Raw genomic sequence first — 25,157 nt, 5'->3', positions numbered from 1 at the left:
ATGCATAGTTTTACCGAACTTCAGGAAATCATAGAGAAAGAGATAGGTGGATTGGAGTTTTCTTCTCCGCCAGAAGGGCTTTTTGAACCAATGAGATACATATTAGGAATTGGAGGGAAGCGACTTCGCCCAATTTTAGTATTACTTGGTGCAAATCTTTACAAAGATGATCTTTCAAAAGTTTGTCTGCCAGCCATTGGAATAGAAGTATTTCACAACTTCACACTTTTACACGATGATGTAATGGACCATGCGCCAATGCGTCGAAGTAAACCTACGGTACACGAAAAGTGGAATAGTAATGTTGCTATTCTATCAGGTGATGCCATGTCTATCAAGGCATATCAATACATCGGATCTTGCGAAGACAAATACTTACGGGATGTATTAACGGTTTTTAATCAAACTGCTTTAGAGGTTTGTGAAGGCCAGCAATTCGATATGGAATTTGAAGACCGAAACAATGTTGAGGTTGACGAATACTTAAACATGATTCGTCTGAAAACAGCAGTTCTTTTAGGTGGAAGTCTTAAAATGGGTGCAATTATGGGTGATGCAAGTTCGAAAGATAGCGATCTGTTGTATCATTTTGGTGTCAATTTAGGAATGGCTTTTCAACTTCAAGATGATTTATTGGATGTTTTTGGAGATGAGGCTGTATTTGGGAAAAAAATTGGAGGAGATATCTTATCCAATAAAAAAACTTACTTGCTAATAAAAGCTTTAGAATTGGCTTCTGGTGATCTGGAAAAAGAGTTAAAATCATGGATTACAACAAAAGAATTCGATCCAGAAGAGAAAATTAAGGCCGTTAGAGACATTTATGAAAAACTAAATGTACAAGAGCTATCTCAAAATAGGATAGACGAATATTTTTCTATGTGTCTGGAATACTTAGATAAAGTAGATGTTTTGGCTGAAAATAAAAAAGAACTTTATACCTTAGTAAAGCGCTTAATAAATCGTGCCGTTTAAGTTGATTAAAAATATAAGATAAATTCATCCTTTTTAAGGATAAATGCTAAATTTGTCATCACACGATAATGAATGTTCCAATAAAACAAACGCAATGTCACAAAATATTGGCAAAATAGTTCAGGTAATCGGTCCTGTAATCGATGTTAGTTTCGAAAAGGAGGGCACTGAGCTTCCTGATATTTACGACTCATTAGAAGTCGTAATTGAAAATGGTAAAAATTTAATTGTTGAGTGTCAACAGCACATTGGTGAAAACACAATTCGTGCTATTGCAATGGACTCTACCGATGGCTTGAGAAGAGGAATGGATGTTATAGCAACAGGTTCTCCTATTGTTATGCCAGCTGGTGATAAGATAAAAGGGCGTCTTTTGAATGTGGTGGGTGAAACCATTGATGGTATTGGACAAGTAGATAAAGAAGGCGGCTATACAATTCACAGAACACCACCAAAATTCGATGAGTTGAAGACTGAATCAGAGGTTTTCTTTACAGGAATTAAAGTGATTGACCTTATTGAACCTTATGCAAAAGGTGGTAAGATTGGTTTGTTCGGTGGTGCTGGTGTTGGAAAAACAGTTTTGATTCAAGAGCTTATTAATAACATTGCAATTGGACAAGATGGTTTATCTGTATTTGCCGGTGTAGGTGAGCGTACACGTGAGGGTAACGACTTACTTCGTGAGATGATCGAATCAAAGGTTATTCGCTATGGCGATGAGTTTGAGAAAGACATGGAAAAAGGTGGATGGGACTTATCCAAAGTAGATAAAAAAGCTTTAGATAATTCACAGGTATCACTTGTTTTCGGACAGATGAACGAGCCTCCTGGGGCACGTGCTCGTGTTGCTCTCTCTGGTTTAACAGTTGCTGAGAGTTTACGTGACGGTGATGAGAAATCAGGTGGACGTGATATTCTTTTCTTCGTTGATAATATCTTCCGTTTTACACAGGCAGGTTCTGAGGTGTCAGCACTTCTAGGTCGTATGCCTTCTGCGGTAGGTTACCAGCCAACTCTTTCTACAGAGATGGGTATTATGCAAGAGCGTATTACATCAACCAAGCGTGGTTCTATTACATCGGTACAAGCGGTATATGTACCAGCCGATGACTTGACAGACCCTGCTCCGGCGACAACATTTGCTCACTTGGATGCAACAACCGTATTGAATCGTAAAATTGCCGAGTTGGGAATTTATCCTGCGGTAGATCCATTGGATTCAACTTCTCGTATTCTGACACGTGATGTTGTTGGTGATGCACATTACGATTGTGCTCAAAATGTAAAAGAGTTATTACAACGTTATAAAGAACTTCAAGATATTATTGCAATTCTTGGTATGGAAGAGCTTTCTGATGAGGATAAATTGGTTGTACACCGCGCACGTCGTGTTCAGCGTTTCTTATCTCAGCCATTCCACGTTGCAGAGCAGTTTACTGGTCTTAAAGGATGTCTGGTTCCAATTGAGGAGACAATCAAAGGTTTCAACATGATTATGAATGGTGAAGTTGATAAATATCCTGAGGCAGCATTTAACCTTGTTGGAAACATTGAGGAAGCGATTGAAAAAGGTGAGAAATTATTAGCTGAAGCTGAAGCCTAAGTACTTAATCTTGGAATATATGCATTTGGAAATTGTTACACCCGAAAAAAGTCTTTATTCTGGAGAAGTTACTTTAGTTCAACTTCCTGGTAAAAATGGTTCTTTCGAAATTCTGAAAAACCATGCTCCAATTGTTTCTACTCTCGAAAAAGGAGTAATTAAACTTCATCCTGTAGAAGGAGAAGAAATCTTTTTTGAAGTTAGTGGAGGAGTTGTTGAATGTAAGAAAAATGTAATCTCTGTTTTAGCAGAGAGTTAATTGAAGAAAGATTTAAATTATTATATCTCTCAAACCCCGGATGCAATTCCGGGGTTTCTTTTTTGCAGACAATTTGATTTTTCTACTTTTGTTCTTAATTCTATTTTTGTCCTAAATTCCCGAATTGAAATTTATTAAAATGCCAAAAAAGTTCCTGATCATTCGTTTTAGCTCTATTGGAGATATCATTCAGTGTATGACTACAGTAGACGGAATTTTAAATCATTATCCAGATGCAGAAATTCATTGGATAGCTAGAAAAGACATGTCCTCTTTTTTAGCAATGGATCAACGCATCCATAAAGTATGGGGTTTTGAGAGAGGAGCTGGATTCAAAGGACTTTTAAAGCAAGCAAAAGAGCTTAAAAAGGAAAAGTTCGATTACGTATATGATGCACACAGTAATATTCGATCTATCGTTCTAAAAACAGTACTTGTTCCGCGATGGAAACGTTGGTTCGGCATCGGACCCAAATTTACCATGCGAAGCAAGGATCGTATCAAGCGAATTTTGTTGTTTAAATTGAGAATTGATCGTTTCCCAATGCCTTTTAAAGGAATGCTTTCTTTTCGTAAACCTCTCGATAAATGGGGCTTAAGCGATTATTCTAAAGTGAATACCAATTGGTATTTCCCAGAGGATTTGAAAGTGAAAATGGATGCAACTGTGTTCTCTAATTTAAAGGGAGATCAGTCTAAATTAATAACATTAGTGCCTTCTGCGGCTTGGATCATGAAACGTTGGCCTGTTTCACATTGGCAGAAGTTGGTAAGTTTACTTCCTGATTACAATTTTATGATATTGGCAGGTCCAGATGATGTTTTCTGCAAGGAAATTGAAAATGAAGCACCAGATAGAATCTTAAACTTGGCTGGAAAAACGAACCTACTGGAATCCTGTTATCTTACGCAAAAATCTAATTTGGTGATTTCAGGTGATACCGGATTTTTACATGCTGCCGATAAATTTAATGTAAAAGGATTGTCTTTAATGGGACCAACAGCCTTTGGCTTTACAACAGGTGAGCACATTACAACTTTAGAACTTGATATGAAATGTCGCCCTTGCACCAAGGATGGATCAGGGAAATGTTCGCAAGCTATTTATCAACAATGTATGGTTGATATTACGCCGGAATGGGTTGCTAAAGAGGTAATTCAAAGAATGTCTTAAGTCTTTAACTGATATTTAACAATCTTTATTTGAATCAATTCAAAATAAAAATATATATTTGTATCGCACGCGACATTAATTGCGTATTTATTGAATATCAACAAAGACTAATAGTAAAATAAGAAGATGAAAAAAATTGCCTTAGTACTGTTTTTAGCAGCAGGATTGTTTTCAAATCAAGCAATTGCACAAAAAGAAAAAAAGAAAGAATGTAAAAAGGAGTGTTGTTCTAAAAAGAAATGCTCTGCGGATAATATTTACAGCTACAAAATGAACTCTTTAAACGGAGAAGAACTTTCATTGGATGCATATAAAGGTAAAGTGGTACTTGTTGTGAACACTGCCAGTAAATGTGGGTTGACTCCTCAGTATGAAGGATTGGAAGCTATATATAAAAAGTATAAAGATCAGGGGTTTGTGATTTTAGGAATGCCATGTAATCAGTTTTTGGAGCAGGAGCCAGGTTCTTCTTCTGAAATTGCAGAGTTTTGTCAGAAAAATTATGGCGTTAGCTTCCCGATGTTTGAAAAAATTGAGGTGAGAGGTGAAAATGCACATCCTTTATATAAGATGATGACGTCGGAGAAACCTTTTAAGGGCTTTGATGATTCTGCTTCGGGGCAAAAATTCAAATCTTTTTTAAGTGGCAAATTTCCGGAAATTTACAATGGAGATGGTGTTAAATGGAATTTCACAAAATTCATTGTTGGTAGAGATGGTAAAGTAATTGAGCGTATTGAACCGAACATTGTTCCAGAGGACTTTGAAGAAGAAATCAAGAAATTGTTATAATTTTTTAATTTAAAAATATAAAATGAAAGGGCTCCTAGTTGGAGCCCTTTTTTTCATTTAAGCTAGTAGTTTTAGGCTTAAAGGGTCGATTTTTAGGTGAATTTCTTTTCCAAAATAGATCGGTTCTCCATCTATATGTCCTTGATCTGATTGTTGAACAATTGTTATTTCATTGGTAATGATTTCACTAAACAAAGAGGAAGTATTTATTCCTTTCGTAAATACTTTCCAGCCTAATACAGGAATCTGAAACCATTTTGGTTTTTTTAGTAGCGAAATGTTTATTTTTCCATCATCAACTTTTGCCGAAGGAGCAATGTAGGCGTTGTTTCCAAATTGAGATGAATTGGCAAAACAAAGCATCATTCCATTTTCTATTGTTTCGATCTCTTTATTTTTTAATACAAATGATTGGTTAGAGAAAATTCGGAAGCACTTTAAAATAGCTTTAGCATAGCTTGCTAATCCTCTGGATTTCATTTTTGCAAATTCGTGAGCAATTAAAGCGTCAAAACCAATACCAGCCACATTTATAAAACGATAATCATTTGCTCTTATCGTATCTATTTTGTTAATAGTAGCTTTGTTTATGCATTGAATTGCCCTTTTTGTATTCATTGGAATGCCAAGGTGTCGTGCTAAGCCATTACCCGAGCCACAAGGAATTATTCCCATAGCAACATCGCTAAATGTTAATGCATTAGCTATTTCATTAATGGTTCCATCTCCTCCAATTGCAATTACGACATCAAAATCATTTGTAACAGCAAGCTTTGCTAATTCGGTGCCATGTCCTGCGTAGCCTGTCTTTTCTACTTGAAGATGAAATCGCTCATGGTCGAGATATTTTTTTAAAAGGCATTCAATATTTTTTTGTTTACCCGTTCCCGAAATGGGGTTAACTATTGCAAGGGTTTTTAATGCTGTTATCATTCTTTTAAATTAGGAGTAAAATTTGCAGGGCTTTAGTGTTTTGATTATCGATGCATTAAATTAATCCAAAAAATTATATCCTTTGTGATGAAATAGATAACTTGCTGTTTGGTAGTAGCTTATTGCTTCTTCTAATTCCTGTTGATCAACATTATCCACTTTTTGTTTGTTATCAATTACTTGATAAGATTCGACTTGCTTGGTAGGAATTTGAACAGTCAATTTTCCACCTTTTAGCAAACCAATCTTCTGATAGGTGCCCAGTAAGGCACGATTAGGTGCTTCGAAAAGTATATCTTTCCCAAAGAATTTAGAAGTGTAATCCATATTTAGTAAGCCCATAATTGTAGGAGCAAAATCGATCTGTGAGGCTACAGTATTATTCTCTGAAGCAGGAACAATAGCAGGTGCATATACAATTAAAGGAATATGATATTTTTTAACGGGTAAGGATGTTTTTCCTGCGCTTGATGCGCAATGATCGCCAACAATAACAAAAATGGTGTTTTTAAACCAGGGCTTGTTTTTAGCTTCTCGTAAAAATTTGGCAATAGCATAATCAGTGTATTTTACAGCGCCTTTTCTTCCTGAATGTGAAGGAATATCAATTTTTCCCTCAGGGTAGGTATAAGGGCGGTGATTGGAAGTTGTCATGATAAAGTTATGAAAAGGTTTCCCGGTTTTGTACGCACTATCTGCTACCTGAGAGGCTTTCGCAAATAAATCTTCATCGCATACACCCCAGGCATTTTCAAATGTAATTTCATTATCGCTAAAAGCTTTTTTGTCGACTATATTGTAACCACTGTTGCCGAAAAAGTAGTTCATATTATCAAAATAACCATTGCCGGCATAAATGAAATTGCTTTCATAGCCTTTCGAATTTAAAACATGACCAAGTGTAAACATATTTTCATTGTTTGGACGTTTAACAATGGAGTAACCCGGAGTTGGTGGTAATGATAAGGTTAAAGCTTCCATACCACGTACTGTGCGGGTTCCTGTTGCATAAAAATTGGTGAAGAATAAGGATTGCTGAGCTATAGTATCCAGATTAGGTGTGATGTTATATTGCCCTCCAAATTTAGTGAAAAATGAACCACTTAGACTTTCTACAGTAATCATCATTACATTGTAATTTTTGTCTTCACCCTCATAAGTAATATCTCTTCTCACATCAAATATGTCATCGCTAATAAATTCGCTATTCGAAGTTTTAATTAGTTTTCGAAGATTTGTGAAAGCTTCCTTATCGTCTATACTCTGATAAAAAGCTTTGTAGTCTAGCTCATTGTTCCTAAATGCTGAGAAAACCTGATAAATACCATTGTGAGCTAATTCGTTAGAGTAGGTATTATCTTGTATTTCCGCAGAACTTTTATCGATAGAGTAAAAAGCTAAAAGAGGAATTAGCCATAAGACTAAGCTTGTTGCTAAACGAGAAGTGAATCGTGATTTGGAATTAATAGTTTTATCGAAATACTTTTTAACGAGAACAAAAATTCCTGCAGATAATAATAGCATGCCAATAATGATAATGGGCATAGGATAGGATTCACGAATATTGGCAATAACTTCATGAGTATATACCAAATAATCCACAGCTATAAAATTATAACGAACCGAGAATTCTTCCCAAAAGAACCATTCGCCAATGCCCGAAAAGACAAGAATACCAATGCTAATAATAAAAAAAACATAAGATATCCATCTGTGAATATTTGTATTGAAAATTTGATCTGGAACAACAAGCAAATACAGAACAAATGGAATGATGAAATAGGAAATAGTTATTAAATCGTAGAACAAACCAAAGCAGTAAATTTGAAGCAATCGAACAAGATTTAAATCAACATTTTGAATGTCAGTAAGAAGTAGAATGGTTCTAACCAAAAAAGAAAGTGCGAGGAAAATAAAACTAAATATTACAAGACCTCCATAACGACTTTGTAGGATGCTTTTGAATTTCATATTATTGAATTGTTGACTTTGATAAATGACTCAAAGAAAGAGGTGAGTTCTAACAAAAATCTAACAATTCGCCCCTTATTGACTTGTAACCTGTAGAAAATTTTGAAGAATAAAAAAAGGTCCATAAATGGACCTTAAGAAAATGGATTTTTAAAAAATAAATATAGGATTGATGAACTATAAATCTCTTTGTTTGTATTCTTCGATATTATAAATCTAAATTTTAGCTGATATTACTGCTGACTCTTTATTTTTGAACCAGTTAATAAATATATCTATTCCCTCTTCAAAAGGTACTTTTGGACTGTAGCCAATCAAATCTCTGGCTTTGGAGATATCGGCATATGTTTGCTCAACATCACCAGCTTGCATTGGTAATTGATTAATGATCGGAGTAACAGCACAATTTTTTGCAATTACCTCAATCATCGTACTCAGCTGAATAGGATAACTATTACCAAGGTTAATGGTGTTAAATACCGAATGATTTGCAAACAAGTATTCACAAGTTTTTACAATTCCATCAACGGTATCATCTACAAACGTATAATCTCGAGCTGTTGAACCGTCTCCAAACATTGGAATCGGTTCGTTGTTATGAATGAGTTTTACAAATTTATTAATAGCCAAATCGGGGCGTTGACGAGGACCAAAAACAGTAAAAAATCTCATGTTAATGATATCCAGATCGTAGAGGTAGTGATAACTATGATTTAAAATTTCACAAGATTTTTTTGAAAAGGCATAAGGGGAAATTACATTGTCTACATTTTGATCTTCGGTAAAGGGTACGATAGGGTTGTTGCCATATACTGATGAGGAAGAGGCGAATGCAAGTTTCTTGATTCCTTTTTTCTGCATAAAATCAAGAATATTTCTAGTCGCACTAATGTTGCTATCAATATAGCTTTGCGGATTTTGAATGGAAGGACGAACACCAGCCTTACCAGCCAAATGTGCAATAAGAGAAATCTCTTCTTGTATCATATTTAAACTACCATTTTGGCAAAGGTCTAATTGGTAGAATTTAAAAGCCTTATTTCTTTTGAATCCCTCCATATTTTCCATTTTTAAGTCAATGGAATAGAAAGGGTCAAAATTGTCAACACCAATAACCTTATATCCTAAACTTAATAATGTTTCGCTGAGGTGAGAACCAATAAAACCAGCACATCCAGTTACAAGAACTGTTTTCGCTTCTACTTGTTTGCTAACGATACCCATAGTTTCTAGTATTGCTTGATTCTAATATGTTATTTATTTGATGATATGATAGAAGTGGAAGATTTAGCTTCACTATTGTTTAAAGGAGTAATTAAGCTGACATATTTTTTAAAATGTTCTTTGTTTCTTCTTTTTCCGGCTCTTTGTTTGTTGTTATCAAAATGATCGATAATCGTAAGATTCATTTGATTTTTTTGAGCTTCGGAGAATAAATCATTGGGATCCTCAGATGACATAACAACAAAAGGTTTATTTTCTGGGAAAGCAGGATTCATTTTTGAATCCCATGCAGTAATGTCTTTACCAATTTCATATACCAACTCAATTCGAAATGCTTTTTCCCCAATGCTGTAGTAATTGAGACTATTTATTTTGGCGTTATTGCTTACTTCAGATATACTTTTGAATTTTGGGTTTTTATTTAAAACACCTCCAGTGTGTGGTATAATAAATACAAGAACAACCAACATTAATGTGGTCATTCCAATCAGCATTCCTCTTATGTTCTTATTAATCCAACAAACAATTAGAATTACAAAAATGAGTTCTGCAAAAATCGAGAAAAGTGCAAAAGTTTGAATTGACATCAATTTTTGTTGGTGGAACATTAGAAATACAACAATTGGTAAAGCGAAGGCAACAATAGCTATCAACCAAATGTTGATTCCAAAGAGAATTCGATCAATTTTTTTTGAATTATTTTCTTTGAAAACCAGATACAGATGATGAAAAAATTGTCCTGCTAATATTGCACTTGGAATCAGTACTGGTAATAAGTAGCGATCTTTTTTTTCGGGAATTAGCGACAGTAGAATTACGGATGATACCGTCCATATTAAAGCAAATTTATATTCCTTTATTGCCTTAAAATTCTTTAGAGCATAAGGAACTAGTAGGCTAGTGAAAATTGCCATAGTCCAAATTCCCGATTGAATTGGAAAGTTCCAATAATAGAAAAATGGCCGTACATGTCGATTCATCCATGAACCAGATTCTAATTTTGCTACAGCTGCTGCTTCAGGAGCATAAGCAATAGCAATATAAATTGGCCACCAAAAACTGACTATAATGAAAATGATTACGGAAAGAAGTAATGGCTGCCATTTTTGCAAAATAATTTTGCCTCCATAAATCCAGGAATAGGCAATTACAAAGGGAATAAGCATTGCAAAAAAGGCAACGGGCCCTTTGCTTAAGAAGGATAAACCAAGCAATAATCCTATTGCAATAAACAAAATGTAGGATTTAGAATCCCTAGTCCATGCCTTATGAAAAAGCCATATTGCACCCAACATAAAGCTATGACAATAGATATCCCAAGTTCCCGTACGACTCATGTATAGAACATAGAAGCTGGTAGTAAGTATTAAGCTATTAATTAGTGCTTTATTTTTATCTCCATTTAAACTTATGGTAAATCGATACATGAAAAGTACCATCAGAGAACCCATTATTCCAGCAGGAAATCGAAGTAAGCTTAATTTCTCCATCCCAAACCACATGCCAAATAATGCTGTAATCCAAGTTGGTAGAGGAGGTTTGGCTAATCGTAATTCTCCGTTCATTGTTGGAACCAACCAATTTCCTTTCTCTATCATTTCACGAGCGGTAACAAAATTTCTTGCTTCCATGATATTCACAAAAAACTCGCTATTGAAGAGGAAAAATGAGATGTAGCATGCAATTATAAGTATTATTGCATGACTGTATCGGTTATTATCTAAAATTGAATCCAAGTTCATTTTTATTAATTTTCAGTGTTTAGTTGAAGTCTTTTTTTTCTGATAAGCACGATGTTTCGGGCATATACTAGCACCCCAAATCCTTGCCCAATAAACAAAACGGGGTCGGTACGATAAATTGCATAGGATAAGATCATACATGATCCAACGATGCTTATAATCCAAAATCCTAATGGAAGGCAAGATTCTCCTTTACGTTCGGAGTAAATCCATTGGTAAATGAATCGGAATGTGAAGGTAACTTGTCCTGCAACTCCCCATATTAGAAGAGGAAGAGGAACATTTTCATTGTGAAAGAATTGTTGATAATGTACATCCCAATTACGAAGTATACTAATAAAGGCTATAATAGGGGTTGATAGCGCGATTATCCTCGTTATAAGAGGAAGTTTACTCCATTGATTTTGCAATTGCAGATTTCTTATATAGATTGTATAAGCAATAATTTGCCCAATAATAATGGCAAAATCATTACGTAATAAGCCATAAATAAACAACAGCCAAGATGCAAGAATGCTCAATTGCCAAAAGATAGCAGGCGAAAGGGAATCGCCAGCTTTTTCTGACTTAATCCATTGTGCAATTAATCGTGCAGAAAATAGTGCTTGCGCTAAAAAACCAATAATATAGATGTAATAATTTTCCATCATCCTTGATTGATAATTTCGTAATTGATGTAACGTTTTTTCATCCATCGATAAGCAAAACAATCTTTAAAAGGACCAATCATTCGATTAAACAAATGATATTTGGCTTCACCAGCAATTCGTGGAAAATGTTGAACGGGAACTTGTTTTATTTTACCATCCTGTAGCATAATTAACGCAGGGATAAATCGGTGCATTCCTGTGAAAAATGGGATTTTTTTGGCGTAATCAGTTTTCATGATTTTAAGCGGACAACCAGTATCTTCAGCAGTATCTTTTGTCATGTATCTGCGAAAGCCGTTGGCAATTTTAGAACTCATGTTTTTTACAAAACTGTCCTTTCTGTTTTGTCGAACACCTGTCACTAAGGCGTAGTCGTGACGATATTCCATTAACAAATCGAAATCGAAAGGAGTGGTTTGCAAATCGGAATCGATATAACCAACAAATTCGGTATTTGCATAGTCGATTCCAGCTTTTAAGGCTGCACTCAAACCCATGTTATTGCTTAATTGTAGGTAGCTGTATTTGTTGGAGCTTTTACAAATACTTTCGATGAACATCTGGCTATTGTCCGATGATCCATCGTTAACGAATAATACTTTTGATCGATATGGAGATTTGGATAAATAGGAATCAAATTCCTGTTTTACTCTTTCTAAATTGTCTTCCTCGTTAAAAACGGGAACAACGATGGTAAGTTCAAATGCGGTATTAGAATTGTTCATTTTTAGATCAGTTAAATACTCCGTTCCAATAAAAATCATGGAACAAAGGAATCTAACTGATCTAACAAAAACCTAACAAAGGCTTAGTGAAAAAGTGAATTGATGTTTACAATTGTTAAAATTGTAGTGTATTGTCATTCCGTAATGATCTGCAATCTTTTTCACAAGAGCCAGACCTATTCCTGTTGATTTACTGCTTTCACTTTCTTTATAAAAACGATTGAATATCGATTCGGCGTTTTGAATTGGCTTTTCACCGTAATTAGAAATACTGAATTGATTTTGAGCTATTTTTATTTCAATAATTTTGCTACTTGGGCTGTAATTTATAGCATTGGTGGTAATGTTCTGTATAAGAAGGCTTGCCAAACGCATGTCCATTTTCACGAGACAATCTTCGGCTGCACTAATATCTACACTTAGGTTACGATCTTGTAAAATATCCTTTAGGTTTTCAACACGCAATTGAATGAGTTGGTGTAAGGATATCTCTTCTGTATCGTTGAATTGACCGTGATCAATTTTTGCTAGTAGAAGAAGTGCTTTGGTAATCCCTGATAATCGATCTGTTGAAAGGTATATTTCTCGAATGGATTGAATCGTTTCATCGTTTAAGTTTTTCTCAGAAAACAGATTTTCACATTTATTTCTGATTATGGCAAGAGGTGTTTGCAATTCATGAGCCGCATTGGCCGAAAATTCTTTAGAAGCACGATAATCTTTTTCCAATCGATTAGACATGCTAGTAACAACTTGGTTCAGATCATCAAATTCATCTATGCCAGTTGTATTCAATTGTAGTTTTTCATTAGAACTGAATGAATAGTTCTTTAATAGCTCCACATTTTTATTAAATGTTCCCCAAAGTATTGCATTCATTTTTTGAGTAAACAGGAGTACCAATACGAAAATTAAGCCTAAAACGGTTGAAATTAAGGCGGTGTACAAGGAAAAGATATCATCAAACTCCATTAACATTTGTCTTGTAGTAATCCTATAATGTTTACCTTTTATTGATTTGTAAACAGTGCATTCTCTATAGGGTGTCAGTTCGCCTTCACTTGCTTCATAGAGTAAAGTATCTTTGGATGTTTCAATTCCAATTTCAGAATAGGAAATTTTTTCGACAATATCTGTAGGATAAACACTGTGAAAATTACCTTCTCTTCTAACTGTTTCAGCAATAACTTCAGTTTCCATTTTTAATTGCTGATCCATTTCATCTTTCAAGATGTAATTACTCATCAGAATAATTACTACATCAGCTATTAGAAATACAAATAATCCGTATTTAAAATAGGTTCTATTAATCTTGGAAAGTAATTTCATTTTTTAATGAATTTCTAGTTTGTAGCCAAAGCCATGAACTGTTTTAATATAGTTTTCGCCTGTGCTTGTTTTTATCTTTTTTCTTAGTCGATTGATGTGCGTGTAGATAAAATCTGAATTATCCATAAACACCGAATTTTCACCCCAAACATGTTCAAATAGACTCTCTTTAGTTAATACTCTGTTCTCATTTTCAATAAAATAGAGTAAAAGATCATATTCTTTTTTACTAAAATCGATTTTTTCACCAGCTATCTGTACAGATCTGTCAAGCGTGTCAATTTCAATATCTTCAAAATTAATTTTGATTTTATCAGTATGGAAATTACGACGTAAAAGTGCGTTTATTCTGGCATTTAATTCAGACAGATGAAAAGGTTTTACCAAATAATCATCAGCTCCTAAATTTAAACCATCAACTCTATCTTCTAGTTTTTCTCTAGCCGAAATAATAATAACGCCTGTGTCTTCCCAAATGGATTTGATAAATGTGATACAATCCAATCCATCGCCATCAGGTAGACCCAAATCAAGAAGAATAATTGGGTAGAATTTTTTATCGAAAATTTCTTTGGCCTTAGTAATTGTATTTGCTTTGGTACAATTAAAGCCTGAATTTTCAAGAAAATCAACAATGGTCTTTTGTAAAATTAAATCATCTTCAATTATTAAGATCTCTTTCTTCATATCTCATTCTCCATTTCAGATTGCACCTAACAAACATACGAAAAGCAAAGAATATTTTATGAATGAAGTGTTTTTTTCCAAAATTCTGTAAATTCGAACCAGTAAACCAATCATAAAAACCTTTACGGATGAGTAAAATTCGCGATTATTTTGACTTGACAATGAACTTCTTAAGCAGAGGAGTATGGAACATGCGCTTGAAAGAATTGTCAGGACATCGGTATTTTTTGATCCGACAGTTGCGAATCTACTTATTAGCGATTAAAGGGTTTTACGAAGATAAATGCCAGTTGAGAGCTTCTGCCCTCACCTTTTATTCTCTGCTTTCAGTTGTGCCCGTTTTGGCCATGTTCTTTGGAATTGCCAAAGGCTTTGGAATGGAAAAACTTTTGGAAAAAGAATTGACCAAAAGCCTTGCCGGGCAAGAAGAGGTGCTGACCTGGCTGATTGAGTTTGCAAATAAAATGCTCGAAAATACCAAAGGGACACTAATTGCAGGTTTAGGTTTTGCAATTTTATTTTGGTCTGTCATTAAAGTCCTTAGCAATATAGAAGAAGCATTTAACGATGTATGGAGAATTAAAAAATCCAGAACATGGGGAAGAAAATTTAGCGATTATACGGCTATCATGATATTTGCACCAATTTTATTGATTGGTTCGAGTGCAGGAACAGTTGTTTTAAAAACAATGATCAAAGAATTTACGAAAGGAAATACCTTGCTAGAAGCTGTTGGTCCATCACTTACTTTTTTAATCAATTTGGCTCCGTTCTTCTTGGTTTGGGTCTTGTTTACCTTGTTGTACACCTTCATGCCCAATACTCGCGTGAAATTCAAATCTGCTATGTTAGCGGGTATTGTAGCTGGTACAATTTATCAACTTCTACAAGTTGCTTATATTGAATTTCAGGGACATGTGACCTCTTACAATGCTGTTTACGGTAGTTTTGCTGCTCTCCCGTTATTTTTAATGTGGTTGCAATTAAGTTGGTTAGTCGTTTTATTTGGGGCTGAAATTTCATTTGCCGAACAAAATGTTGAAAGTTATGAGTTCGAAGCTGAGTCAACTCAAATTTCATACGATTACAAGCGTTTATTGAGCTTATACATCTTGCAGGTAATCATTCAAAATTTTGAGAAGAATGAAGAACCGCTGCACTCACAAGAAATATCGCACAGGTTGGAAATGCCAATACGTTTGGTTCGAGAAATACTCTTTAATTTGAATAATTCAGGTCTTATTTCTGAACTGGTAACCGATACCGATAAGCAAATGGCCTATCAACCTGCTTTTGATATCAACAAAATGACCATCAATAAAGTTACAGATGTGCTGGAAAAAGCTGGATCTGATAAAATTCCTGTGTTAGAAACAGATACTTATTTCGAACTTAAAAAGTTAATGGAAGAGTATAGAAAATCGGTTTCATTGGATCAGAAAGAGACTTTATTGAAGGATATTTAATCCTAATTCTATTTCTCTCTTATAAGAAGAGAAGAACAGCACTTCGAAACAATTTCTCCCTTTTAGGGGAGATTCCGACAGGGAGAGGGGTGTATTGTAGGAATTAAAACTAATAGTTAAAATCTAAAGAAGTAATAGGTAATTCTACCTTGATACTTTTACTTGGTACTTAATACTTGATACGCCATGATATTTATTTTTGGAGCAAACGATAAAGTTGTTGAAAGACAACAACAATACGCGCAAGAGCATTGCGGCAATTGCAACAATATCACCAATTGGATATTGGAAAAGAATGCCACCTATGCTAGCCTTTTTTTCATATCCATTATACCCATAAAAACTCGATACATTTATTACTGTCCTATTTGTAAAAATGGTCGAAAGCTCGAAAAAGAAGAGTACGAAAGGATGAAGTAAGTTTTCAATTGAAAATTATTAGCTATTTTTATATGAAGTTTGAATTCATGCAATTCGATGCATGAGTACAGGTATCCCAAAAGCCAAATCTGATTACCTAAAATTCAAATTAATGAACAGATCTGTTATTGCTATTTTTATTGTTTTCACAATGATGTTGACCTCTTGTGAACAAGAAAAAAATAAGCTTCCTAAAATCGCCATTGCTGGATTTTGGATAGAATCAAGCACTTTTTCTCCTGCCAGAAGCGACATGAACTCCTTTAAGCAATTACGTGGAGAAGAAATCTTCAATTATTATCCATTTTTTGGTATTGATTCAAGTTTGAGAAATCAAGCCGATTGGATTCCAACGCTGCGAGCAAGAGCAATTCCTGGAGGTATGGTCACTAAAGAAACATACGAAAGCTTGGTTGGAGAGATTCTTGAAAAATTGAAGAAAAATGCTCCCTTTGATGCTTTGTTTTTGGATATCCACGGAGCGAGTAGCGTAGTAGGAATGGATGATCCTGAAGGAGATTTTTTAAGGAGAGTTAGAGAAGTTGTTGGAACGGAACCTTTGATTTCTACGAGCATGGATTTACACGGTAATGTAACCAAAGAATTGGCTCAACATACTGATTTAATTACCTGTTTTAGGATGGCTCCTCACGAAGATGCAACGGAATCTCGAAGAAGAGCGGTAAGTAATTTACTGGATCGATTAGAGAGTGGAAAAGGGAAACCAAAATACAAAGCCTGGATTCCAGTTCCAATTCTTTTGCCAGGAGAGAAAACAAGTACTAGAATAGAACCAGGGAAGAGTTTATATGCGAAAGTTGATCCACTTACCAAACATGAAGGAGTGATTGATGCTGCTATTTGGGTTGGATACGCTTGGGCCGATGCGCCAAGAAACAGAGCTGCAGTTATGGCTTATGGCGACGATAAAGAACAAGTTTCCAAAGCAGCCGAAGAACTGGCTAAAAGCTTTTGGGATGTTCGAGAACAATTTGAGTTTGTTGCACCTGTTGCTAGTCTAGAAGAGAGTTTGAACAAAGCAATTGAGAGTAAAAAGCAGCCTTTTATTATTAGTGATATGGGTGATAATCCTACTGCAGGTGGTGCAGGAGATGTAACTTGGACTCTTCAGGAAGTATTGAAGCAAAAAGAATTTCAGAAAGAAGACGGAACAAGTTTGATTTATGCATCCATTCCAGGGCCAAAATTTGTTGCAAAAGCAATTAAATTAGGGGAGGGAGCGAAAATTGAAGCCTTTGCTGGCGCTAATGTAGATGCGCGGTATGCTGGTCCGGTAAAATTGAAAGGAACAATAGAAAAAATTAGACATGGTGACAAGTATGCCGAAACGGAAGTTGTAGTGAAAGTGGGTAGTGTGCATGTTATTGTGACAAAAATACGTAAGCCCTACCATCATGAAGCTGATTTTACCAATTTGGGCTTAAATCCGCGTAAGACGGATATTGTGATGGTGAAAATTGGTTATTTAGTTCCTGAATTGTACAACATGAGAGGAGATTGGCTAATGGCGCAAACACCTGGAGGAGTAGATCAAGATTTGGAACGAATTGGTTACAAAAGAATTCAAAGACCAATGTTTCCTTTAGATCCAGACATGGAAGATCCCGATTTATCGGCAAGAATGATTCCTTTAGCAGATCAATTAAAGTAAAAGATAAAATTCAAAAGAATAATGGCAGTTCAGTTTTGAGCTGCCATTTTTGTTTCTTCGACTCCTATAAAGGAGAGCTTGTGTGGGGTGATTGCAAATAATTTTTCAAGATTCTCTCTTTTTTAGGGGAGATGTCCGAAGGACAGAGGGGGGTGTTCGCTCTTTTACTATTTTCTCAATAAAAAAGTAAGAACCAGTCTGGCATAAAGACTAGAGTGAAAAATAAAGTTCATTTTCCCATAGGGTATTCTTACTTTTACTCATCATACTATCACACATAAAATATTAAATAATGAAGAAACTCACTTTAATTGTATTAACACTAGGTTTTTTTCTAGTATCGTGTCAGCAAAAAGCACAAAAAACTGAAGCAAGCTTAGAGACAGAGCAAAAGGCAGATTATCCTAAAGTTTTGGAATTTCCTTCCATCGATTCACTTATTATTACTGCACATTTGTATCAGATCGATGAAACATCGCCTTTTATCTTACTTTGTCATCAAGCACGCTTTAACAAGTTCGAATATGCCGGTATAGCAGAGCGATTAAATAAAATGGGTTTCAATTGCATGGCAATAGACCAACGCTCAGGCGGACCAATCGGGAATACTCAAAATGAAACTTATTTGCGAGCAGTTCAAGCAAATAAAGGAATTGATTATGTAGATGCAGAAGTTGACATTGTAGCAGCTATTAATTATATCAAAGCAAATTTTGCTGAAAAAGTGATCTTATGGGGATCGTCTTATTCATCGACCTTGGCATTGTATTTAGCAACAGAAAGAGACGATATAAGGGCAGTTATCTCCTTTAGTCCTGGAAATTATTTAGCTGATGTTAAAGGCTCTTTAATTGAGAAGTTAGAGGCATTTGATAAGCCGATGTTCATAACCAGTTCTAAAAATGAAGCAAAATATGTTGAAGCATTATTAGAGAAACACAAATTAAAAGAAAAGCAGATACACTTTGTTCCAGAAGGTTATGGACATCATGGTTCACGTAATTTATGGATAAATCAGCAGGATGGAGAAGAGTACTGGACTGCTATAAGCTCATTTTTGAATAGCATGAAAGAATAGATCAATATATACTGATAAGAAATAGGGAACGGCTATGCTGTTCCCTTTTTTATGGATTTAATTTTTATCGTAACTTCAGGTTAATTAATTTTTTAAAGTCATGATAAAGAAATTATTACTTGCTTTTGTATTTCTTTTTGCTTTTTCGTGTTCTTCTTCTAATGAGGATAGTCGATTAATGGACGTTAATAAAATGAGTCAGTTAATCTCTAAAAAAGACAAAACTCTCGTCTATATCTGGACAACTTGGTGCAGTGGTTGCAGGGAAACCCTGGCCGAAACATTGCCCGATCTTAAGACCAATATTGATACTTCTGAAGTTCAAATAATTTTAATTGCTGCTAGCAAAAACAAAACTGAGGTTGACTCTTTAGTCAGTATGTCTGGATTTTCCGAGAGTTCTTACTTCCTAAATTTTATTGGTCCAGACAAAGGCAAATTTCAAACTCTAGGCATTAGGCAATTTTTATCAGCCAATTTTAAGGGTGAGAAAATTTATACAGGTGGAATTCCCGTGTTTTTTCTGGTAGATCGGAATGGAAAAATTCTGAATAAAAAGCTACCACATTCTTGCGAGGAGTTAATTAGTAATTTAAAGTGAAAGGTATAATCACAAAGAGCACAAAGAAAAGTTAGTTACGAATTTGTAATGCAATTTGAGCGTGATTTGTCAGCCTACCGCAAGGCGTGATAATAAGGAACAATGAAGGGCAGACAAGGATCAGGCTGACTTGATTCTTTTGTGTACTTTTCTCATTTAAGGAGAAAAGTAAAAGTCTGTCCGGCTTGAGGACAAGTCAAATACTAAAAAGACCCATCAGAATTCTGACAGGTCTTTTTATAAAATATCTATAAAAGTTTAAGCTTTGTTACTCTTCATACATAAACTTATCCGCAAAAGCTGGTTTTAAATCATCCAACCAAAGTGCTTTTGGATCGTATTTAGCAAAGAAAGGTTTTCCAACCCAATCGGTATTTCTTGCCTGAATAAAATTCAGAATAAATACTTTTTCACCATTTATTTCAGTAATACCTAATACCTGTACTTTACCAGGATTAGCCGACATAACTGGTCCACGAACCGTACGGCAAATACCACTCACTTGAGAATAAGCATCGCGGAAAATGTTCCAGGCTTCTTCTAAAGTTAATCCAAAGTATTCCTGAGCACCTGTTTCACGAGCCATAAACATATAGTAAGGAATCATACCCATATCAACTTGTTTACGCCACATGTTTGCCCACATATCTGCATCATCGTTAAGATGCTTCAAAAGTGGAGATTGAGTACGGATAGCAGCACCAGTTTCACGAATATTTTTAACTGCTTCAGCAACTGCTTCTGTGCCCATTTCGTTGATGTGGTTAAAATGTGCCATAATTGACAAGTTTAAACCATTATCAGCGATCTTTTTGAATACATCTAATAATTGCTGAGCATCGTTATCATGCGTATAACGGTATGGCCAGTACGCCAGTGTTTTTGAACCAATACGTATTGTCTTTAAGTTTGGTATATCAGCTTCAAGTATCGCATCAATATAGGCTTTGAACACCTTAGTTTTCATTACCATTGGGTCACCTCCTGTAATCAACAAATCTGTAATTTGTGGATTGGCTCTTAGGTATTCGATAACCAAATCAACTTGCTTCATTGCAAATTTTAATTCGTCGATACCGGTAAACTGTGGCCAACGGAAACAGAACGTACAGTAGGCATGACAAGTTTGTCCTTGAGTAGGGAAAAACAACATGGTTTCCTTGTATTTGTGTTGAGCTCCAACTAGCTTTTCACCATTCAACTCAGGAACATTATGTGCTTGCCCTGCAGGATTTGGGTTCAAATCCATACGGATCTGATTGGCTGCTTTTACAATTTCGTGTTTTGGAGCTTCCTCTTTGATTAATTTGGCCATACGATCGTAATGATTCTTCGAAAGCATACCTTTCTGGGGAAAGGTCAGACGAAAAATAGGATCTTTGCTAAAGTTATCCCAATCTATCAACTCATCAATCACATAGTTGTTTACCTTAAAAGGGAAGAACCTCTCCAACCACTTCAATATCAAAAATCTGTTCTTCGCTTAACCTCGAAATCTGAGGGATCTTTTTAAAGGTCTTCAGCGTGTAAGCTCTATACTTCATAGGCCAATATCCATTTTATGTTTTAACATGCAAACGCGTTGTGAAAACGATTGCTTATGCCTTAATCGTTCATCTAAAAAAGCTATTAGGATAGGGTAGCAGCGAAATAATATAAAAACTCGCAAAAATTAGAGGCTACAAAAGAGATTCCTAATACAAGTTAGGAAGAAATGGGATATTTTCCATATAAACTGTTCACCATCAGTCGTAAAAGGAAGGCTATTATCCCAGTGTATCAAATAGCTGTGGCGCAAAAGTAAATTAATTAAATTTCTTAAACAAGAGGCAGATTTTCGATTAAGCAATATAAAGCCAGAGAATTAACTGTTTTGGAAGCTTTATTTGTATTGCAAGACTGGCGCAGAAAGAGTACTTTTGCTGAAAATCAGAAAGTCTGTGCATTTGTTGGCATATCTGTATTTAACAGCTGTACAAAGGCTTAAATATTGTAATTTTTATTTTTTCCAGATTAAGGAGATTTATTAGATGAATAGAAGTGAAATTGAATTAATGGCACCCGTTGGATCATACGAATCCTTAATGGCTGCTATTCAAGGAGGAGCTAATTCCATTTATTTTGGCATTGAGCAATTGAACATGCGTGCCCGATCGTCAAACAATTTTACCATTGAAGATTTGCATAAAATAGCTTCCATTTGTAAGGAAAATAATATCAAATCTTACCTTACTGTGAACACAGTATTGTTCGATCATGACATAAAGGTGATGCATAAAATTGTAGATGCAGCAAAAGAAGGTGGCGTGACAGCTATTATTGCAGCCGATGTATCCGCTATTCTTTATGCGCGATCTATCGATGTAGAGGTACATATTTCAACCCAATGTAACATCACCAATATCGAAGCGGTTAAGTTTTATTCTCAATTTGCCGATGTTGTTGTGTTAGCTCGAGAATTGAATTTGGATCAGGTGGCAAATATTTACCATCAAATTGTCAAGCAAGATATCAAAGGGCCTAAAGGAGAACTGGTTCAGATTGAGATGTTTGCTCATGGGGCTTTGTGCATGGCTGTTTCAGGTAAATGTTATTTGAGTTTGCATGAGAAATCATCTTCTGCGAATCGTGGAGCTTGTATGCAAACCTGCCGAAAAGCTTATACGGTTACCGAAAAGGAGTCGGGTAATGAGTTGGAGATTGATAACCAATATATCATGTCGCCTAAAGACTTGTGTACAATTGGTTTTGTAAATAAATTAATTGATGCCGGGGTTCGTGTACTTAAATTTGAAGGCAGAGCTCGCTCTCCTGAATATGTAAAAACTGTTCTTGCTTGTTATAACGAAGCAGTTGATGCCTATTTGGATGGTAGCTATGGAGAAGAGAAAATAGCCGTTTGGAAGGAGCAATTATCTACTGTGTTTAATCGTGGTTTCTGGGATGGTTATTATATGGGACAAAAGCTTGGTGAGTGGAGCTCGGAATACGGAAATCGTGCGACTAAGCGTAAAATGTTGATTGGAAAAGGAACCAACTATTTTAATAAGATTAAGGTGGCTGAATTCCTATTGGAGTCACAAGAGTTAAATATAGGGGATAAAATTCTGATTACAGGTCCGACCACTGGTGTTGTAGAAACGACCATTGAAGAAATGAGGGTTGATTTAAAGCCAGTTGAAAAAGCAGTGAAAGGTGATAGCTTCTCAATAGCATTGGATACAGTTATTCGCCGATCAGATAAATTATATAAGATTGTTGAAGTCACTAATGATCTAATACAATAAGCGAATTATAAAGACGCTGATAAATTGAAAATGTACAGACGCACGGCCGTGCGTCTCTAAAGAGATTAATATGAAAAAACTACTATTTGCACTAATTGCCTTAATTGCTACAACAAATTTAATTGCCGAAAATCACCAAGGATCGCTTTTGAAAGAAGGTGATCAGGTACCCGCTTTTACAATCAAAACTCTTGATGGAGAAGAAGTTGCCATTGAAAAGCTAAAGGGAAAAGTGGTATTAATTAATTTCTTCGCTACCTGGTGTGGACCATGTATGAAAGAATTGCCAGAAGTTGAAGCAAAATTGTGGACTAAGTTTAAAGGTGAGAAATTTGCAATGGTTTCAATTGGTAGAGAACATACAAAAGAAGAATTGCTGAAATGGAATAAGAAGAAAGGTTTTACTTTCCCTATTGCTCCAGATCCTAAACGTGAGGTGTATTCTAAATTTGCAAGTCAATACATTCCTCGTAACTTTATTGTTGATAAATCAGGAAAAATTATCTGGCAAGGCGTTGGTTTCGATCAAAAAGAGCTAGAGCAGATGATAAAAGTTATTGAGTCGAATTTGTAAATAAAGCTTGAATGCAAAAACAAGGAAATATAAGAAAAATGCATACTGATCTAGACGATCAGGTTAAGTATAAATTGCCAATTGGTGATGAAAAATTGGATATGAATGCTTTAATTGGGAAAGAAATAACGCTTACCTATTTGGGTCAGATTAATTGTATTCATTGTGGAAAAAAAACAAAAACATCCTTTTCTCAAGGTTATTGCTATTCTTGTTTTACGACCTTGCCGCAAACAGATCCTAGTATTTTACGTCCGGAGTTAGATCTTTCTTACCTTGGAATTGCGAGAGATATGGAATGGGCAAAAGAGAATTCTTTGAAACCACACTATGTATATTTTGCCTATTCAGGGAATTTAAAGGTTGGTGTAACGCGTGAATCGCAAATTCCAACCCGATGGATAGATCAAGGGGCGGTAGGAGCTATAAAGCTTGCCAAAACGCCCAATCGACATATTGCTGGTGTTATCGAGGTGGCTTTGAAAGCGCATTTTGCGGATAAAACCAACTGGAGAGCTATGCTAAAGTTGGAAGATTCGAATGACATCGACTTAGTTGAGGAGAAATTAAAAGCAAAAGAATTACTTCATCCTGAACTACAGCAATATATTTCTCTTGATGATGAGATTACTGACATTGTTTACCCAATGGAGATCATACCAGAAAAAGTGGTGAGTTTTAGCTTTGAAAAAGAGAATGAATTTACTGGAGTTTTGAAAGGAATCAAGGGACAATACTTAATTTTCGACGGGGGAAAAGTTATGAATATTCGAAAACACAACGGATATCTTGTTGAATTGAAAGTAGATTGATTAAAAATCAGATAAATTGTAGGCAAAAAGATAAATTTTCTTGATACATTTGTATTGTGCATTAAATACTTGCATAAAACAATAACACTAATCGCTAAATTCAGAATTGAAAATGGAAAATATTGACTGGTCTAAATTTGGTTTCGGTTATACCAAAACTGATTACAATGTTCGTTGTAACTACCGTGATGGAAAATGGGGAGAATTAGAAGTATCTTCATCTGATCAGGTAAATGTTCATATCGCTGCCACAGGTTTACACTATGGCCAGCAAGCATTTGAAGGCTTAAAAGCATTTAAGGGTCCTGATGGAAAAGTAAGAGTATTTCGTATCGATGAGAATGGAAAACGTCTTCAGAATTCATCAAATGGTATCATGATGGCTGAAATGCCTCTTGAATTGTTTGAAGAAGCTGTAGTCAAAGCAATCAAATTGAATGAAAGATGGATTCCACCATACGAGTCAGGTGCTTCTCTTTATATTCGTCCAGTTCTTTTTGGTAATGGAGCTCAAGTTGGTGTAAGTCCGGCTGCTGAATATACATTTGCTGTATTCGTAATGCCAGTAGGACCATATTTCAAAGAAGGTTTCAAGCCAACTGACTATGTTGTTTACCGCGAATACGATCGTGCAGCTCCTCAGGGAACAGGTACAATCAAAGTAGGTGGGAACTATGCTGCTTCCTTAAGAGGAGGTTCTCGTGCACACGATGAAGGTTTTTCTGCAGTATTGTTCTTAGATGCTAAAGAGAAGAAATATATCGACGAGTGTGGACCAGCTAACTTCTTCGGAATTAAAAACAATTCATATGTAACTCCTAAGTCTAATTCAATTCTTCCATCTATTACAAACAAGAGTTTGTGTCAGATTGCTGAAGATATGGGTATGACTGTTGAACGCCGTCCAATTGAGGTTACTGAATTAGCAGACTTTACTGAGGCTGGTGCTTGTGGTACTGCTGCTGTAATTTCTCCAATTCGTAAGATTGTTGATGCAGATAATAATATTGATTATTTCTTTGGTGATGAAGCTGGTAAAACAAGTTTCAAATTATATGAAACACTTCGTGGAATTCAATACGGAACGGTTGAAGATAAGCATAACTGGAATACAATTATCGAATTTTAATCAATAAAAATATAATTCTATGGATAATCTAAATTGCTGATTATCCATAGA

At 35.3% G+C, this 25,157-nt stretch carries 23 protein-coding genes; 14 read left to right on the top strand and 9 right to left on the bottom strand.

Annotated elements, in window-relative coordinates; genetic code table 11:
* From L3049_RS17710 to L3049_RS17690, 5 genes are all read left to right on the top strand, one after another.
* Entirely contained in the window at positions 1–975 is a 975-nt protein-coding gene (locus L3049_RS17710; protein ID WP_275111159.1) for a polyprenyl synthetase family protein, read from the top strand.
* A 94-nt stretch (positions 976–1,069) separates the two neighbouring features.
* Positions 1,070–2,581 carry a F0F1 ATP synthase subunit beta gene (gene atpD / locus L3049_RS17705; protein ID WP_275111158.1) on the top strand — a complete coding sequence of 504 codons (1,512 nt, stop codon included), beginning with the start codon at positions 1,070–1,072 and terminating at the stop codon, positions 2,579–2,581.
* 19 nt (positions 2,582–2,600) lie between these two features.
* Positions 2,601–2,840 (top strand): ATP synthase F1 subunit epsilon, encoded by a 240-nt coding sequence (gene atpC, locus L3049_RS17700; RefSeq protein ID WP_275111157.1) that lies wholly within the window; start codon positions 2,601–2,603, stop codon positions 2,838–2,840.
* Between the two features lie 139 nt (positions 2,841–2,979).
* Positions 2,980–4,014 (top strand): glycosyltransferase family 9 protein, encoded by a 1,035-nt coding sequence (locus tag L3049_RS17695; protein WP_275111156.1) that lies wholly within the window; start codon positions 2,980–2,982, stop codon positions 4,012–4,014.
* A gap of 126 nt (positions 4,015–4,140) precedes the next feature.
* Positions 4,141–4,806, top strand: coding sequence for a glutathione peroxidase (locus tag L3049_RS17690; protein ID WP_275111155.1), 666 nt, complete (start codon positions 4,141–4,143; stop codon positions 4,804–4,806).
* 57 nt (positions 4,807–4,863) lie between these two features.
* Here the strand turns inward: L3049_RS17690 and L3049_RS17685 are convergent, their stop codons facing one another.
* The 8 genes from L3049_RS17685 to L3049_RS17650 form a co-directional block, all read right to left on the bottom strand.
* Positions 4,864–5,739, bottom strand: a complete 876-nt coding sequence (locus L3049_RS17685) for a diacylglycerol/lipid kinase family protein (RefSeq protein ID WP_275111154.1) — start codon at positions 5,737–5,739, stop codon at positions 4,864–4,866.
* A 60-nt stretch (positions 5,740–5,799) separates the two neighbouring features.
* Positions 5,800–7,710, bottom strand: a complete 1,911-nt coding sequence (locus L3049_RS17680; RefSeq protein ID WP_275111153.1) for an LTA synthase family protein — start codon at positions 7,708–7,710, stop codon at positions 5,800–5,802.
* A 216-nt stretch (positions 7,711–7,926) separates the two neighbouring features.
* Entirely contained in the window at positions 7,927–8,934 is a 1,008-nt protein-coding gene (locus L3049_RS17675) for a GDP-mannose 4,6-dehydratase (protein WP_275111152.1), read from the bottom strand.
* A 29-nt stretch (positions 8,935–8,963) separates the two neighbouring features.
* Entirely contained in the window at positions 8,964–10,676 is a 1,713-nt protein-coding gene (locus L3049_RS17670) for an ArnT family glycosyltransferase (RefSeq protein ID WP_275111151.1), read from the bottom strand.
* Positions 10,677–10,681: 5 nt separating this feature from the next.
* A complete protein-coding gene (locus tag L3049_RS17665; protein WP_275111150.1) occupies positions 10,682–11,323 on the bottom strand; it encodes a lipid-A-disaccharide synthase N-terminal domain-containing protein in 642 nt (213 codons plus the stop codon).
* Complete coding sequence (locus tag L3049_RS17660; protein ID WP_275111149.1) at positions 11,323–12,051, bottom strand: glycosyltransferase; 729 nt, start codon at positions 12,049–12,051, stop codon at positions 11,323–11,325. The genes L3049_RS17665 and L3049_RS17660 overlap by 1 nt, the downstream gene beginning before the upstream one ends.
* Before the next feature lie 72 nt (positions 12,052–12,123).
* Complete coding sequence (locus tag L3049_RS17655) at positions 12,124–13,380, bottom strand: sensor histidine kinase (RefSeq protein ID WP_275111148.1); 1,257 nt, start codon at positions 13,378–13,380, stop codon at positions 12,124–12,126.
* 3 nt (positions 13,381–13,383) lie between these two features.
* Positions 13,384–14,067 (bottom strand): response regulator transcription factor, encoded by a 684-nt coding sequence (locus L3049_RS17650; RefSeq protein ID WP_275111147.1) that lies wholly within the window; start codon positions 14,065–14,067, stop codon positions 13,384–13,386.
* A gap of 128 nt (positions 14,068–14,195) precedes the next feature.
* Between L3049_RS17650 and L3049_RS17645 the strand changes: the two genes are divergently transcribed.
* From L3049_RS17645 to L3049_RS17625, 5 genes are all read left to right on the top strand, one after another.
* Positions 14,196–15,533, top strand: coding sequence for a YihY/virulence factor BrkB family protein (locus tag L3049_RS17645; RefSeq protein WP_275111146.1), 1,338 nt, complete (start codon positions 14,196–14,198; stop codon positions 15,531–15,533).
* A 186-nt stretch (positions 15,534–15,719) separates the two neighbouring features.
* Positions 15,720–15,953 carry a zinc-ribbon domain-containing protein gene (locus L3049_RS17640; protein WP_275111145.1) on the top strand — a complete coding sequence of 78 codons (234 nt, stop codon included), beginning with the start codon at positions 15,720–15,722 and terminating at the stop codon, positions 15,951–15,953.
* 112 nt (positions 15,954–16,065) lie between these two features.
* The gene (locus tag L3049_RS17635; protein WP_275111144.1) at positions 16,066–17,625 is read left to right on the top strand and encodes a M81 family metallopeptidase; all 1,560 of its coding nucleotides are present in this window, start codon (positions 16,066–16,068) and stop codon (positions 17,623–17,625) included.
* A 292-nt stretch (positions 17,626–17,917) separates the two neighbouring features.
* Positions 17,918–18,703: an alpha/beta hydrolase gene (locus L3049_RS17630; RefSeq protein WP_275111143.1), complete on the top strand. Its 786-nt coding sequence runs from the start codon at positions 17,918–17,920 to the stop codon at positions 18,701–18,703.
* 100 nt (positions 18,704–18,803) lie between these two features.
* Positions 18,804–19,304: a redoxin family protein gene (locus L3049_RS17625; protein ID WP_275111142.1), complete on the top strand. Its 501-nt coding sequence runs from the start codon at positions 18,804–18,806 to the stop codon at positions 19,302–19,304.
* Between the two features lie 268 nt (positions 19,305–19,572).
* On the opposite strand, the gene L3049_RS17620 is transcribed toward L3049_RS17625, so the two are convergent.
* The gene (locus L3049_RS17620) at positions 19,573–20,772 is read right to left on the bottom strand and encodes a KamA family radical SAM protein (RefSeq protein ID WP_275111141.1); all 1,200 of its coding nucleotides are present in this window, start codon (positions 20,770–20,772) and stop codon (positions 19,573–19,575) included.
* Positions 20,773–21,334: 562 nt separating this feature from the next.
* On the opposite strand from L3049_RS17620, the gene L3049_RS17615 reads away from it, so the two are divergent.
* From L3049_RS17615 to L3049_RS17600, 4 genes are all read left to right on the top strand, one after another.
* Entirely contained in the window at positions 21,335–22,591 is a 1,257-nt protein-coding gene (locus L3049_RS17615) for a peptidase U32 family protein (protein WP_275111140.1), read from the top strand.
* 70 nt (positions 22,592–22,661) lie between these two features.
* Entirely contained in the window at positions 22,662–23,165 is a 504-nt protein-coding gene (locus tag L3049_RS17610) for a TlpA family protein disulfide reductase (RefSeq protein ID WP_275111139.1), read from the top strand.
* Between the two features lie 11 nt (positions 23,166–23,176).
* Entirely contained in the window at positions 23,177–23,977 is an 801-nt protein-coding gene (locus tag L3049_RS17605; protein ID WP_275111138.1) for a DUF2797 domain-containing protein, read from the top strand.
* Positions 23,978–24,089: 112 nt separating this feature from the next.
* The gene (locus L3049_RS17600; RefSeq protein ID WP_275111137.1) at positions 24,090–25,106 is read left to right on the top strand and encodes a branched-chain amino acid aminotransferase; all 1,017 of its coding nucleotides are present in this window, start codon (positions 24,090–24,092) and stop codon (positions 25,104–25,106) included.
* Positions 25,107–25,157 lie beyond the last annotated feature (51 nt).

The organism is Labilibaculum sp. DW002, assembly GCF_029029525.1.
Lineage (GTDB): Bacteria > Bacteroidota > Bacteroidia > Bacteroidales > Marinifilaceae > Paralabilibaculum > Paralabilibaculum antarcticum.
Note: the sequence above shows the minus strand (reverse complement) of the source record. Positions and strands in the feature narration are given on the sequence as shown.

Bases quoted from the DNA above. Each gene is read 5' to 3' on its own strand.
- L3049_RS17710 (WP_275111159.1), top strand. From the start codon at position 1: ATGCATAGTTTTACCGAACTTCAGGAAATCATAGAGAAAGAGATAGGT.
- atpD (WP_275111158.1), top strand. From the start codon at position 1,070: ATGTCACAAAATATTGGCAAAATAGTTCAGGTAATCGGTCCTGTAATC.
- atpC (WP_275111157.1), top strand. From the start codon at position 2,601: ATGCATTTGGAAATTGTTACACCCGAAAAAAGTCTTTATTCTGGAGAA.
- L3049_RS17695 (WP_275111156.1), top strand. From the start codon at position 2,980: ATGCCAAAAAAGTTCCTGATCATTCGTTTTAGCTCTATTGGAGATATC.
- L3049_RS17690 (WP_275111155.1), top strand. From the start codon at position 4,141: ATGAAAAAAATTGCCTTAGTACTGTTTTTAGCAGCAGGATTGTTTTCA.
- L3049_RS17685 (WP_275111154.1), bottom strand. From the start codon at position 5,739: ATGATAACAGCATTAAAAACCCTTGCAATAGTTAACCCCATTTCGGGA.
- L3049_RS17680 (WP_275111153.1), bottom strand. From the start codon at position 7,710: ATGAAATTCAAAAGCATCCTACAAAGTCGTTATGGAGGTCTTGTAATA.
- L3049_RS17675 (WP_275111152.1), bottom strand. From the start codon at position 8,934: ATGGGTATCGTTAGCAAACAAGTAGAAGCGAAAACAGTTCTTGTAACT.
- L3049_RS17670 (WP_275111151.1), bottom strand. From the start codon at position 10,676: ATGAACTTGGATTCAATTTTAGATAATAACCGATACAGTCATGCAATA.
- L3049_RS17665 (WP_275111150.1), bottom strand. From the start codon at position 11,323: ATGGAAAATTATTACATCTATATTATTGGTTTTTTAGCGCAAGCACTA.
- L3049_RS17660 (WP_275111149.1), bottom strand. From the start codon at position 12,051: ATGAACAATTCTAATACCGCATTTGAACTTACCATCGTTGTTCCCGTT.
- L3049_RS17655 (WP_275111148.1), bottom strand. From the start codon at position 13,380: ATGAAATTACTTTCCAAGATTAATAGAACCTATTTTAAATACGGATTA.
- L3049_RS17650 (WP_275111147.1), bottom strand. From the start codon at position 14,067: ATGAAGAAAGAGATCTTAATAATTGAAGATGATTTAATTTTACAAAAG.
- L3049_RS17645 (WP_275111146.1), top strand. From the start codon at position 14,196: ATGAGTAAAATTCGCGATTATTTTGACTTGACAATGAACTTCTTAAGC.
- L3049_RS17640 (WP_275111145.1), top strand. From the start codon at position 15,720: ATGATATTTATTTTTGGAGCAAACGATAAAGTTGTTGAAAGACAACAA.
- L3049_RS17635 (WP_275111144.1), top strand. From the start codon at position 16,066: ATGAACAGATCTGTTATTGCTATTTTTATTGTTTTCACAATGATGTTG.
- L3049_RS17630 (WP_275111143.1), top strand. From the start codon at position 17,918: ATGAAGAAACTCACTTTAATTGTATTAACACTAGGTTTTTTTCTAGTA.
- L3049_RS17625 (WP_275111142.1), top strand. From the start codon at position 18,804: ATGATAAAGAAATTATTACTTGCTTTTGTATTTCTTTTTGCTTTTTCG.
- L3049_RS17615 (WP_275111140.1), top strand. From the start codon at position 21,335: ATGAATAGAAGTGAAATTGAATTAATGGCACCCGTTGGATCATACGAA.
- L3049_RS17610 (WP_275111139.1), top strand. From the start codon at position 22,662: ATGAAAAAACTACTATTTGCACTAATTGCCTTAATTGCTACAACAAAT.
- L3049_RS17605 (WP_275111138.1), top strand. From the start codon at position 23,177: ATGCAAAAACAAGGAAATATAAGAAAAATGCATACTGATCTAGACGAT.
- L3049_RS17600 (WP_275111137.1), top strand. From the start codon at position 24,090: ATGGAAAATATTGACTGGTCTAAATTTGGTTTCGGTTATACCAAAACT.